At 74.3% G+C, this 12,666-nt stretch carries 11 protein-coding genes; 3 read left to right on the forward strand and 8 right to left on the reverse strand.

The window, feature by feature from the left end; all coding sequences use genetic code 11:
• Positions 1–30: 30 nt before the first annotated feature.
• On the reverse strand, positions 31–1,200 hold the full coding sequence (locus STTU_RS03625) for a PP2C family protein-serine/threonine phosphatase (protein WP_043254002.1): 1,170 nt from the start codon (positions 1,198–1,200) through the stop codon (positions 31–33).
• Between the two features lie 99 nt (positions 1,201–1,299).
• On the opposite strand from STTU_RS03625, the gene STTU_RS03630 reads away from it, so the two are divergent.
• Together STTU_RS03630 and STTU_RS03635 are read left to right on the forward strand one after the other, a co-directional pair.
• Complete coding sequence (locus tag STTU_RS03630; protein WP_007819933.1) at positions 1,300–1,833, forward strand: MarR family winged helix-turn-helix transcriptional regulator; 534 nt, start codon at positions 1,300–1,302, stop codon at positions 1,831–1,833.
• Between the two features lie 317 nt (positions 1,834–2,150).
• Entirely contained in the window at positions 2,151–2,516 is a 366-nt protein-coding gene (locus STTU_RS03635; protein ID WP_007819935.1) for an STAS domain-containing protein, read from the forward strand.
• Positions 2,517–2,668: 152 nt separating this feature from the next.
• Here the strand turns inward: STTU_RS03635 and STTU_RS03640 are convergent, their stop codons facing one another.
• The 7 genes from STTU_RS03640 to STTU_RS03670 all read right to left on the reverse strand — a co-directional run bounded on the left by STTU_RS03640 (position 2,669) and on the right by STTU_RS03670 (position 11,104).
• Positions 2,669–3,898 carry a cytochrome P450 family protein gene (locus tag STTU_RS03640; RefSeq protein ID WP_043254004.1) on the reverse strand — a complete coding sequence of 410 codons (1,230 nt, stop codon included), beginning with the start codon at positions 3,896–3,898 and terminating at the stop codon, positions 2,669–2,671.
• A complete protein-coding gene (locus tag STTU_RS03645) occupies positions 3,862–5,133 on the reverse strand; it encodes a cytochrome P450 (RefSeq protein ID WP_043254006.1) in 1,272 nt (423 codons plus the stop codon). The genes STTU_RS03640 and STTU_RS03645 overlap by 37 nt, the downstream gene beginning before the upstream one ends.
• On the reverse strand, positions 5,130–5,696 hold the full coding sequence (locus tag STTU_RS03650; protein WP_043257029.1) for a GTP-binding protein: 567 nt from the start codon (positions 5,694–5,696) through the stop codon (positions 5,130–5,132). The genes STTU_RS03645 and STTU_RS03650 overlap by 4 nt, the downstream gene beginning before the upstream one ends.
• A 70-nt stretch (positions 5,697–5,766) precedes the next feature.
• Positions 5,767–6,117 (reverse strand): DUF742 domain-containing protein, encoded by a 351-nt coding sequence (locus tag STTU_RS03655; RefSeq protein ID WP_010273052.1) that lies wholly within the window; start codon positions 6,115–6,117, stop codon positions 5,767–5,769.
• Positions 6,114–6,554 carry a roadblock/LC7 domain-containing protein gene (locus STTU_RS03660; RefSeq protein ID WP_010273053.1) on the reverse strand — a complete coding sequence of 147 codons (441 nt, stop codon included), beginning with the start codon at positions 6,552–6,554 and terminating at the stop codon, positions 6,114–6,116. The genes STTU_RS03655 and STTU_RS03660 overlap by 4 nt, the downstream gene beginning before the upstream one ends.
• Positions 6,551–8,125 (reverse strand): ATP-binding protein, encoded by a 1,575-nt coding sequence (locus STTU_RS03665; protein ID WP_007819946.1) that lies wholly within the window; start codon positions 8,123–8,125, stop codon positions 6,551–6,553. The genes STTU_RS03660 and STTU_RS03665 overlap by 4 nt, the downstream gene beginning before the upstream one ends.
• 258 nt (positions 8,126–8,383) lie before the next feature.
• Entirely contained in the window at positions 8,384–11,104 is a 2,721-nt protein-coding gene (locus STTU_RS03670) for an ATP-binding protein (RefSeq protein ID WP_007819948.1), read from the reverse strand.
• 196 nt (positions 11,105–11,300) lie between these two features.
• Between STTU_RS03670 and STTU_RS32355 the strand changes: the two genes are divergently transcribed.
• Positions 11,301–12,542: a DUF2510 domain-containing protein gene (locus tag STTU_RS32355; RefSeq protein ID WP_043254008.1), complete on the forward strand. Its 1,242-nt coding sequence runs from the start codon at positions 11,301–11,303 to the stop codon at positions 12,540–12,542.
• Positions 12,543–12,666 lie beyond the last annotated feature (124 nt).

The following is a 12,666-nucleotide window of genomic DNA, read 5'->3' on the forward strand; positions in this document are numbered from 1 at the left end:
GGACCGGCCGCGCGAGCGCCGCGAGCGCCGCTACAGCGGCGCCTGGCGGCCGTGCCAGTCCATGCACAGCACCATCGCGTCGTCGTCCTGCGCGAGGGCGCCCCGGTGCGCGGCGAGTTCCTTGAGGACGGCGTACGGGACCTGCGCGGTCGGCAGCAGCCGGGTGCCGGTCATCGCGGCGGCGAGCGCGCGCTTCCCGTACGGTTCGCCGGCCGGCGACAGCGCCTCGTACACGCCGTCGCTGAAGAAGAAGAGCCGGTCCCCCGGCAGGACCCGGAAGCGCTGGGCCGTGTAGACGGTGTCCTCGAACATGCCGAGCGGGAGCTGCGCGTCGAGTTCGATCTGCTCGGTGACACCGTCGCGCTGCCGCCAGAGCTGCGGCGAGCCCGCGTCCACGACCTCGGCCTCGCCGGTCGCCAGCTCGAAGCGGAGCAGCAGGGTGGACAGGTGCACGTTGCCCTGGTGGTGGCCGTAGATCGCCTGGTCGGCGAGAGCCGCCTGGTCGGCGAGGCCGAGCCCGGCGCGGCGCGCGTTGCGCAGCGCGTTGACGGCGAGGTTGGTGAGCAGCGCGGCCTCGATGCCCTCGCCCATGCCGTTGGTGACGGAGAGGTGCAGCGTCTCGGCCGAGCCCGACCAGTCGAAGTTGTCGCCGCGGATCGCGTAGGCGGGCTCCAGCTGGGCCCCGAGGGCGTACTCGGGGCGCGAGCAGGACCGGCCGGGGAGGAGCTGCCACTGGAGTTCGGCGGCGAGGGTGAGGCGGCGGGCGCGGCGGGCCTGCTGGTAGAGGTCGGTATCGCGTTCGGCGACGAGGATCTCGTGCCCGAGCACTTCGCCGATGTCGGCGAGTTCCCCGGCCATCCCCTCGTCGTAGCCGCCCTCGGGCAGCCGTACGGTGAGGATGCCGAGCCGGTCGCCACGCACGGTGACCGGGACGTGGACGAGGGTGCACTCGCCGGAGTTCTCCGCGTACGGCTGCTGGGACCCGAAGGCGCGTCCGGGCGCTCCCAGGTGGGCGGACAGCGGCTCCGGCGGCAGGGCCGGGGGCTCGACGGGCTGGAGTATGGTCATGGCGTAGTCGGCCATGAGCAGATCCGCGCCCGCGGCCCCGTAACGGGCCCGAAGTGTCGTGCGCAACGCGTCGAGCAGAGCATGGGGAGGGGCCTTGCGCAGGGCGCGTTCCACCGCCGCGAATCTGTCCACCGTACGTGTACCACCTGTCTCGGAGATCGGGAGAAGGGAAGCCGGACCGTCATGCCCCAGCGACTGACAGGAGCCTTGCGAAGTGTCAGAGTTGAGGACATGCGTCCCGAGGCGGCGACCCAGGAGAACCGGGCTGCCGCGGCACGGGTGGCCGGGGAGGTCATCGAGCTGCTGGAAGTGATGTGGCACAAGGGCCGCGATCTGGCGCCGACGGCGCCCGTCTCAGTCTCGCAGCTGCGCGTGCTGTACATCCTGGACCGTGAGGACGGGATCAACCTGCGCACCCTCGGCGAGGAGCTGGGGGCCGCGCCGTCCTCGGTGAGCCGCCTGTGCGACCGGCTCCAGGCGCTGGGCTACGTGGAGCGCGCGGCGAGCCGGTCGAGCCGCCGGGAGGTCGAGCTGCGGCTCACCCCGCCGGGGACGCGGTATCTCGCCGAGCTGCGGGCGCGGCGGCAGAGCGCTCTCCTGGAGATCCTGGAACGGATGCCGCAGGCGGACAGGGACGCGCTGGCGCGCGGGCTCGGCGGCTTCCTCGACGCCGCCGACTGGGACGCCGCCGACTGGGGCGAGGAGGGACAGCCGGAATCCTCGCGCGAGGGGCCCGTACGGGACGGGACGGCCGACAGCGCCTGAGCGCCGCCCGTCGTGCGGGAACGGCCCCCTGGACCAGTACACGCTTGTGACCTCCGGTTCGCCTCGGTCCGCACGCCACCGGTCGGGCCGGGCGGTCCTTTCGGGGCTCAGATTGTTTCCTCGGGCGCACTGTTGTCAAACGGCAAGTGTCACGAGCCCGCGGCGCGGGCTGACACCTGCTCAGCCGGGGGCGCGCGGTTCACGATGACATGCGGGTACCGCTACCGGGCGCCATGACGCTCGGCTAATGTTTGCCATAAGGCAACAGTTGCCGACGCCGCGCACCCGCGTGACGTGACGAGGAAGGGCGCCACCACATGCCGGACGAAGCCGTCAGCCACGTGGACATTCCCGGGGCGCGAGTCGTACGGCTGGTGGGAGAGGCGGACCTGGACACGGCGGACGTGCTCGACGGGGCGCTCACCGGGGCGCTGGCCTCGGGGCTGCCGCTCACCGTGGTCGACCTCTCGCGGACGACCTTCGCGGACTCCACGGTGCTCGGCGTACTGCTGCGGGCGCACACCCTGCACGAGGAGGCGGGCCTGCGCCTGCTGCTCGCCGGTCCGCTCGACGACGTACTGGTGCGGCTCTTCGACGTGACGGGGACGCGGGCCTATCTGCGCTTCGCGGCCGATGTGCACCAGGCGATCGACGAGGGCGACCGGCATCCGGAACGGGGCTGAGAGAGCCGAAGCGGGGACCGGGCGGAAACCCAGGCAGCAGGCGCGGAGCAGGCTGAGGGACGGCCCGCGGGAGGGCCAGGGGGACGTACAGGCGGGCCGTGCGGCGGCCCGCGAGCCGGGTGTGGGGCCCCGGCTCGGGCGGCGGGGGCGGGTCAGGCGGTGCGGTAGGCGGGCAGCTCGGCCCAGCCGTGCGCGATGAAGGTCGGCACCTGCCGCGGGTCCGGGTCCGCGAGGCGCAGGCCCGGGAAGCGGGCGAAGAGCGCCGGGAGCGCGACGCCGGCCTCCAGCTGGGCGAGCGGGGCGCCGATGCAGCGGTGCGCGCCGATCCCGAAGGCGAGGTGGTCGCCGGAGTCGCGGTGCGCGTCGAAGAGGTGCGCCGTGGCCCCGTAGTGCGCGGGGTCGTGGTTGGCCGCCGCGTACGTCGTGAGGATCGCGCTGCCCCTGGGAATGAGGACGCCGCCCGTCTCGGGCCCCTGGATGTCCTCGACCGCGAAGCGCATCGGCAGGTTGGCGATGCTCGGCGCCCAGCGGAGCGTCTCGGTGACGACCTTCTCCCAGGACAGCTCGCCCGCCCGCGCCTGTGCGAGCTGCTCGGGGTGGGTGAGCAGCGCGAACGCGGCGTTGCCGATGAGGTTGACGGTCGTCTCGACCCCGGCGCCGATGACGAGGAGGAGCGTGTCGCGCAGCTCGTCGTCCGAGAGCCGGTCGCCGTCGGTGTCGCGCATGGTGACGAGGTCGCTCGCGAGGTCGTCACCGGGCTCGGCGCGCTTGGTCCCGATGAGTTCGCCGAGCACCGCGTAGAGGCGGGCGAGCGTCGCCATGGCCTCCTCGACGGGCCGCGAGACGTCCATGAAGTCGTCCAGCAGCGTCACGAGTTCGGCCTTGTGGGCACCGCTCACGCCGAACAGCTCGCAGATGATCTCCATCGGGAGCTGGCGCGCGAAGGCGGCGCGCAGGTCGACGACCTCGCCCTCGGGCCGCGCCTCGATCTCGTCGAGCAGGCGCGTGACGATCTCCTCGACCCTGCCGCGCAGCCGCTCGGTGCGGTGGTGCGTGAAGGAGGGCGCGACGAGCTTGCGCAGCCGGCTGTGGTCGACCCCGTACGTGCTGAGCATGTTGATGACGCCGACCCAGCCCAGTATCCAGCCCCACTCCGGGTTGGAGGACGCCTCGGGCCAGCGGTCCCAGTGCTTGCGCGGGTCCTTGCTGACGCGCGGGTCCAGGATGAGGGTGCGCAGGTTCTCGTACCGCGTGACGGCGAAGGCGGGGATGCCGCCGGGCAGCGTGATCCCCACGACGGGGCCTCGCTCGCGCAGCCGGGCGGCCTCGGCCGGGATGTCGGCGCCTACAGGGTCGAGAGTGACGGCTTGGAGTTGGTCCACGGGGTGACTCCTGGCTGATCGGGACGTACGGGTCGGAAAGTGACGGGCAGCGCCGCGAGAGCCCGGTGGAAGGGCCCGGGGCGCCAGGTCAGTTCGTCGAAGGGGACCGCCAGTTCCAGGCCGGGCAGCAGGGTGAGCAGCCGGTCGATGGCGGTCGCCGCGATCAGCAGGGCCGGATCGGCCGCCGGGCAGCGGTGCTCGCCCGCGCCGAAGCCGAGGTGCGCGCCGCCGTCCGAGCGCTCGTCGGCGTGCGCGGGCAGCCCCGTGGGGTCGGACCCCGCGCCCGCGTACGAGACGAGGACCAGCTCGGCGGGCTGTATCCAGGTGCCGTGGAAGTGGACGGGCCGGGTGGCGAAGTACGGTCCGTAGTTCGCCATCGACGGGTCCGTGCGCAGGACCTCGGCGAGCGCCTCGCGGGTGGAGAGCGCGCCGTCCGTGAGCGAGGAGTAGTACCGCTCGTCGGTGAGCATCCGCGCCGTGGTGTTGCTGATGAGGTTCGCGGAGGGCTCGTTGCCCGCGCCGAGGGTCAGCACGACGTGCTGCACGACCTCCTCGGGGGCGAGCTGGGCGGGGTGCCCGATGAACCAGGAGGGCAGGTCGTCGCCGGGGCTCTCGTACTTCGCCGTGATGAGTTCGTTCATGTAGCGGCCGAACTCCTCGTTGGCCGCGACGGCGTCGGCGCCCACCGCGTTCGAGAGGGTCGTCAGGATGCGGTCGAGGTCGCGGCCCGAGGCGTCGGAGCGCCCGTAGAGGCGGTTGATGACGCGCGCCATGAGCGGGCGCGCGTACTGCCCGACGAGGTCGGCGCGGCCCTCGGCGGCGAACTCGCGCACGAGGTCGTCGGCGATCTCCGTGACGGTCGCACGCAGCCGGTGCGGCTGGATCATGCGGAAGCAGTCGCTCACCGCCTGCCGGAAGCGGTCGTGGACCTCGCCGTCGGTGAAGAGCGCGTTGGGCCGGTAGCCGATCATGCCGAGCACGCCGTGCGCCTCGGGGGTGCTCGGCAGGCTCGCCTCCCACGGGCGCGGGTCCTTCGACCAGTGCCCGTCCTGGTCGGTCAGGATCTCCCAGGCGGCCCGGTAGTCGAGGACGAGGTGGGCTCCCACGCCGGGGGCGACCTCGACGGGGGCGACCGCGCCGTGCCGGGCGCGCAGCCGCGCGTAGGCGGCGTGCGGGTCGGTGGCGAACTCGGGCTCGTACAGCGGCGTCGCGCCGGGGACGTATCGGTTGCTCAACTCTCCACCAGCTCACGGATGTGCTCGACGAGCATGATCAGCATGTTCCTCGCCGACCGCGGATCGCGGGCGTCGCACACCGCGAGCGGCGTGGACTCCTCCAGGTCGAGGGCGGCGCGCAGGGCCTCGGGGCCGTGCGCGGGCGAGTCCTCGAACTCGTTGACCGCGACGGCGTACGGGATGCCGCGCCGCTCCACGAGGTCGAGCACGTCGAAGCTCGCGTCGAGGCGCCGCGTGTCGGCGAGGACGAGGACGCCCATCGCCCCGTACGTCAGCTCCTCCCACAGCAGCCGGAACCGCTCCTGCCCCGGCGCGCCGAAGAGGTAGAGCACCGCGCCCGGGTGGGCGGAGGGCTCGGGCGGGCGCAGCGTGAGGCGCCCGAAGTCGACGCCGACGGTCGTCGTCGTCTTGCCCCGTACCCCGCTGAGGTCGTCGACGCTCTCGCCGGCCTGCGTGAGAACTTCCTCGGTGGTGAGGGGCGCGGTCTCCGAGGCCGCGGCGACGAAGGTCGTCTTGCCCACGGCGAAGGGACCGGCGACGACGATCTTCACCGGGATCGGCAGTTCGGACGCCGGTCCCGCGGGAGCCGCGAAGCCGGGTTCGGGAGCCGGGATGCCGGGCGCGGGGGCCAGGTCAGAGGGCACGGAGGCCATGGAGCACCACATCCAGGAGTGCGGGGTCGGGGAGCTGGGCGGGGGCCGGGGGCTCGCGGGTCATGACGGCGCCGCTCGCGGCGAGCGCGGCGGCCATCATGCGGACGACGGCGTAGGGCAGCCCGAGCTGCGCCGCGCACTCGTAGACGGAGAGCGTGCCCTCGTCCTCGACGAGCGAGAGCAGCCGGCGCGCCGCCGCGTCGAGCCCCTCGGTGCGGGCGCCGGGCTCGGCGTGGAGCAGCGTCGTGCGCTCCACGCCGATCCGCGTGGGGACTTCGAGCCCGGCGGTCGCGACGTAGTCGGGAACGAGGCGCCTGCGGGGCGGGGTCATGCGCCGGCGGTCCTGCTCTTCGCGGCCTCGCTCAGCGCCGCGACCAGCTTGCCCACCTGGACCTGCACCTCGTAGGCGATCCGCCCGAGGTCGGCTTCCCGGCCCGCCCACAGGACGAGTCCCGCGCCCTCGCCCGCGGGCGCGACGTAGTAGAGGCCCTGCGGGGTGGAGACGACGACCTCGTCGATCGTGCGGTCCTTGCCCTGCGCCGCGCGGTCCACGAGCGCGCGGACGCTGCCGAGCGTCGAACTCGTGACCGCGGCGACCGCCTCGCCGTCCTCGGTGGCGACGCCGGGCGCGGCGCCCAGGATGAGCCCGTCCCTGCTGAACACGACGCCGCCCTCCACGTGCGGGAGTTCGAGCAGGGGCTCCAGTACCCACGACAGGTTCCGGGCGAGCGGGGCGCCCTTCACCGGCGGGGTTCCCTGGCTGTTCACAGGTCGTGTCCTCTCTGCTGCGCGGGGGCCGTCCGGGGGGTGCTGCGCGGCCCCTCGTGCGGTGCGCGTTCCGTGGGGGGTACGGGGGTGTTCCCGGACCCTGCCGCCCGCACGTCCTCGGACGGGCGACTGTGGGGTGGGTCCTGGGGCGAGCGGGTGTCCTCGCGGGTGGAGTGGGGCGTCGCCCCGGCGCTCTCGCGCTCGACGGCCTCGACGGCCTCGCGGCCCCTGTCGCGGCCCGCCTGCCAGCCGCCCCAGCGGGCCTTGGCCTCGCGGGGCTCCAGGCGCGGCAGTTCGGCGACGGGCGCGACGGGACCGCCCGTACCGCGCTCGCGCGTCTTGCGGCGGCGGCGCGGCAGCGCCGTGGGGTCGCCGGTCTCGGCGGTACGGGTCACGCTGCGCACCCCGGCGGGCAGCGGCGCGGCCGGCTCCGGGGTCCGTACGGGCGCGGGGGCGTGCACCGAGGGGGCGTGGCCCTCGGGCATCTCGACGAGGAGGGCCGCGGGGACGCTCACGACGGCGGCGACGCCCCCGTAGCTGCTCTTCTTCAGCGAGACCTGGAAGCCGTACTGGCGCACGAGCGCGCCGATCGCGGCCCAGCCGGTCTGCGGCGGGTCGCCGAGTTCCACGAGCCGCACCGGGTGCGCGCCGCTGAGCAGGCGCTCCGCGCGGGCGAACTGCTCGGCGTTGAGGCCGACGCCCGCGTCCTCGACGATGACGCTCGCGCCGGTCTGCGTCTCGTGCAGCGAGACGTCGACCTTGAGCGTGCCGTGCGAGAAGTGGACGGCGTTGGCGAGGAGTTCGGCGAGGACCGCGCGCAGGGGCTCGACGGACTGCGCCATGACGCCGACGGAGCGGGTCAGGTGGTTGACGGGTTCGCCGACGCGCTCCTTGAAGTCGCGGACCCGGCTCGCGGCGCTCACCGCGATGTCCACGAGGTGCGTGTCGTCGCGGAAGAGCATCGGCGTGGAGCCGGTGGCGAGGGCCGGGGTCTGCGCGGCGCGCCCGATCAGCTCGTTGAGCATGTCGAGCGCGAGGACGTCGGCCATGAGCGCGGGGTCGGCGTCGGGGTGGCGGCGCTGGATCTCGCTCAGGCCGTCCTGGAGGCGCAGTTGCAGCGAGTGCACGCGGCTCATCGCGCCGCGCACGACGGCCCGTCCGGCCTCGTCGACCCGCTCGCTCTCGGCGGCGACGCCTTCGGCGACCGCGTCGAGGAGCGCGCGGTGGAGCCGGTCGACGGCGGTCCCGGCGAGTTCGGGCGTGAGCAGCCCGGGGACGGTGACGTGCGGGGTGCGCAGGTGCGAGAGGAGAGCGGGCATGCGCGCTTCCAGCAGGTGGCGCGTCTCCCGTTCGACCGTCTCGCGGACGGTACGCGCCTCCGTGCGCGCGGCCCCCGCCTCCGCCCGCGCGGCTCCCTCGGCGGCGAGCGCGGCGTCCCGCGCCGCGTACGCCTCGCGTATGTCCTCGCCGGCCCGCCTGGCGCGCCGGCGCGCCGCGACGAGTGGGCCTCCGGTCGCCGCAGCGGTGGCCCCGCCGGCGACGACGGCTGCGGCCACGACCTCTATCAGCATGTGGGAAGTCCCTGAACCTCGGTGTGCTTGCGTACCGCGACGCGGCGTGCCGTCGCTCGCCGCACCACCGTAGGCGCAAGATCGTCACATGCCTAGTTCTGACCGGAAGTTGACGGGTTTTTTGATGAATCAGTGACCTGCGTGTCCGGTGCGCCCGCTTCCGCGCGGAATCACCTGCGGAATGGGCGATTCCGACCATTCCTTTTCGGCTGACCGCTTTGCCGGTGCTTCACCGGGAAGGGAGGATTCCCCCACCTCTCAGTACAGCCCCCTGCCCTCCTCCAGCGTGGTCGCGGCGAGCCGCGCGAGGCCCGTGGCCCCACAGCTCCTGGCGAGCGTGAGGCCGCGGTCGAGTTCCTTGCGCGAGCGCGTGACGAGGCCGTACTCGACGCGGGCGCGGGCGTGTTCGTAGGAACAGGGCGAGTGTTCGAGGTAGGTGACCGCGCGGGCCAGGAGCGAGGCGGCGTACTGGCCCTCACTCACCGCCGCGGCCTGGCGCAGCGATTCGCCGATCGCCGTGTCGGTGCCGAAGCGTTCGGCCGCGCGCCGCGCGGTGGCGACGAGTTCGGCGGCCCGGCCCGGGTCGTCGGGCGCGACGGCGAGGGCGAGTTCGCCGTGCACGGGCGCGAGCACCGTGTTGTGCCAGCCCCGCGCGGTGAGCGAGACGAGCCCCGCCTCCAGTTCGTCGATCGCCTCCTTGCGCCGCCCGAGCGCGAGCAGCAGCCTGCCCCGTACCGCCGCCGCGTCCGGCAGCACGATGACGTCGGGATAGGGCGGCCGGAACGCGTACTGCTCCATCAGCTCCTCGGCCTCGCGCACCTCGCCCTGCGCGAGCAGCGTGTCCGCGAGCATGCACACGATGTCCCAGTGCAGCGGCATCCGCGAGCCCACCCGGTCCGCGAGCCGCAGCGCCTCCTTGAGCATCCCCCGCGCGTCGCGCAACTGCCCGCGCCGCCGCTTCACATAGCCCACGAACGCCTGCGCCACACCGAGGTGGTTGCCGCTCCAGCCCTGGCGCCGGTACACGTCGAGCGCCTCGGTGAAGAGGCTCGACGCGCGGTCGAGCCGGTCCGAGAAGATGTACGCGCCGCCGAGCATGACGAGCAGCTCGAAGCTCCACTCGGTGTCGGTCCAGCCGAGGCCGGGCGGGAGCTGCCCGTTGACGAGGGCGCGGTCGCACAGCTCCACCGCCTGCTCCGCGTTCTCGCCGCGCGCCATGACGTCGAAGGCGCGCAGGATGAGCAGGGCCCGCTCGGAGGTGTCGCGCCCGGTGAGCGGATCGGCGAGCGCCGCGAGCCGCGCCGAGCGGCCCTCCGCGTCGTTCTCGCGCGCGAAGATCCCCTCCCACATGAAGTGCACGCCCTGGAGCCGCATCCGGTCCGGCCCCTCGTCGAGCAGGGCCGCCTCGCGGTCCACCGCGTCGACGGCCTCACGCAGCCGGTCGAGGTGGACGAGGGCCTGCGAGAGGCGGCAGACGGCGTCGATCCTGTCCTTGCCCCGCAGCCCGTCGGGCAGTTCGAGTGCCGCGCGCAGGTGCCGCACGGTGCTGCCCAGGTCGGTGAGGAGCGTCGCGCAGCCCAGCTCGTAGCTGACCTGCGCGTGCGCCCCGGGCGCGGGCGGTTCGAGCAGCGCGCGCTCCAGACAGAGCCTGGCCGCCTCCGGGGCGCCGACGGCGAGGTGTTCGCGGGCGGCGGCGCGCAGTTGCGCCACGACGTGCGGGTCGTCGTCGGGGACGAGCTGGAGCAGGTGGCGCGAGGCGGCGGCGGGGCCGCGCCCCGACTCCATGACGAGATCGGCGGCCCGCCCGTGCAGGGCCGTGCGGTGGAAGGGGCGCATCGACTCGTGGACGGCGGTGGCGATGAGCGGGTGGACGAACTGGAGGTCGTCGTCGGAACCGGCCAGGACGCGCGCGGCGCGGAGCCTGGCGAGGTGCGTGGCCGCCTCGTCGAGCGGCATGTCGCTGAGCCGCGCGGCGAGCGGGAGCGTGATGTCGGTGCCGAGCACGGCGGCGGAGCGGGCGAGGTTGAGGGCCCCGGCGCCGAGCGCCTCGATCCGCTCGACCAGCCCGGTGCCGCGCGAGGCGGCGTTGAGGCCGCGCAACTGCCCGGCCTCGGACTCGACGGCCCTGACGCCGTTCTCGCGCGCCTTGCTGAGCAGTTCGACGGTCTCGTACGGGTTCCCTCCGGTCACCGCCCACACCTCGCGGCAGAAGCCGTCCTCCGCGAGCGAGCCGAAGGTCGCACGCGTCAGCTCGGCCGCCGCGACCGGGCCGAGGGGCTGGAGCCTGTTGCCCGCCGGGCGCGCCTGATCCACGAGGCTCTTGAGGTACTGGGCCGTGCGCCCTGTGGCCCCGTCCTCGCGCAGCGCCACGACGAGCAGCACCTTCGTCGAGTCGAGCGTCTTGGCGAAGGCCGCGAGCCAGTCGAGGGTCTCGGGATCGGCCCAGTGCACGTCGTCGACGAGGATGACGACGGGCCAGTCCGCCTGGACGAGGCGGGTGACGACGGAGACGAGCGAGTCGATGACGCCGCGCGGGTCGGCGGTGCGCCCGCCGGGGTCCGCTATCCCGAGCGCGGGGCCCACGACGTCGTGGCGCTCGCCGAGGTAGGCGCGGGCCTCCTCGGGTGTCATCGCGAGCAGGCTGTGCTGGAGCAGTTGCCGAACGAGGTTGAACGGCACCGAGCTGACCGTCTGCCCGCCCCGCGCGCTCCACACCGCCGCCCGCGCGGTGGCCCGCCTGCGCACCTCCTGGAGGAGCCGGGTCTTGCCGATGCCGGCGACGCCGCTGAAGACGAGGAGGCTGCCGCCGCCCTCGCGGTCCTCGCAGAGCCGCTCGATCGCCTCGTCCACGAGCCGCAGTTCCCGCTCGCGCTCCCACAGCGCCTCACCGCTGTACGAGGCGCCCGCGCCGTTCCCCGGCACCTCGCCGTACGGGGACTCGCCGTGGTCGTGGGCGCCTTGTCGCGCGTTCGCCGTCATCCTGCCCGCTCCCCTGCCCGTCCGCCGTTGCCAGGACCGGGAGTTGGTCGGCAGTTCGGCCGCCGGGCCCGGTCCGCACGGAGGCGAGCCTAACCGCAGGGCCCGAATATGACACGAATTCAGGCGACCTCCGGTCCCAGCGGCTATCATGCCGCCTCTCATCCGATTTTCAGCACCACGGCCTAGGGTGAGCGGCATGACCCCACAGACTCCTCCCGGCTGGTACCCCGACCCCGGGCACTCGGGCGAGGGCCCACGCGGCGAGCGCTGGTGGGACGGCACGGTCTGGACCGACAGGACCCGGCAGGCCGCGCCCGCAGAGCCCCCGGGCACCGCCCCCGCGGGGATACCCGCCGACGCGCCGTCCGAGAGCCGGGACCCTCGGGACCCGGCCGCCACGCGGGACCCGGCCACACCGCTGGACACCTCCGCCCCGCAGGCCCCGGCCACCGCGCAGGCTCCCACCGCGCAAGCCCCGTCCGCGCAGGCCCCGTCCGCCCCCGGCCCCTCCGCCCCGCAGCCCCCGTACCGCCCCCAGCCCCCGTACCCCCCGGCCGCCCCCTACGGCGCGAGCGGCTCCTACGGTGCCCCGCAGCCGGGGGTCCCCGGTCCCTACGGCGGCTACGGCCCCTACGGGATGCCGCCCGCGCCGCGGCGCGGGCGGGGGCGGTGGATCGCCGGGATCTCGGTCGGCGTCGTGCTGCTCGCCGTGCTCGGCGTCGGGAGCTGGGCGCTCGTCGCCGGTGATGACGACGACGCGAAGAGCCCGGCCGCCTCCGCGCCCCGCGAGCCGGGCGCGCCGGACGGCGGGAACCCCTCCACGCCGCCGCGCCAGCGCGGCGAGGGCGGCGGGGGCAGCGGCGGCGGGAGCGGGACGGTGCGCTCGGGCACGGTGCCGGATCTCGTCAACGGCCTGCGCATCCCCGTGCCGAAGGGCTGGGAGGGCCAGAGCCTCACCACGGGCGCCTCCGTCAACGCGGGCTCCTACGCCTGCCCGGTGCCCGACCCCTCCGCGGGCGACGAGGACAGCTGCGTGCACGGCGGGGTCCAGTCGGTGCCCGCCGTCGCCCTCGGCATCACCGCGAAGACCGCGGAGGAGATCGCGAAGGCCGACATCGCGAAGAACGCCGAGGACTCCTACGGCGGCGGCGCGTACGGGGACATCACCTCGCACAGCGTGGACGCGGCGAAGCCGGTGCGGATCGCGGGCAGCGAGGGCTACCTCGTGCGCTGGAAGGTCGTCACGAGCAAGGGCCCGGACGGCTACACCGAGAGCGTCGCCTTCCCCTCCCCCACCACGAAGCAGATGGTCGTCCTGCGCGTCGGGCTCGACATCAGCGACGACGCGCCGAAGCTCTCGGTGCTCGACGGGCTGCTCGACGGCATCAAGGCGGGCGAGGCCGGAACCGCCGGGGGCGGCACGGGCGAGAACGCCTGAACCGCCCGTGCCGGGCCTCTCGGACGAGAGGCCCGGCACCCGACACGCGGGAGCCCGGTGCAGCCCGATGCACAGCGAAAAGGCCCGGTGTCCCTTCCCACCGCTCATGGGGAAGGGGCACCGG

The organism is Streptomyces sp. Tu6071 (assembly GCF_000213055.1).
In the GTDB taxonomy this organism is placed as follows: domain Bacteria; phylum Actinomycetota; class Actinomycetes; order Streptomycetales; family Streptomycetaceae; genus Streptomyces; species Streptomyces evansiae.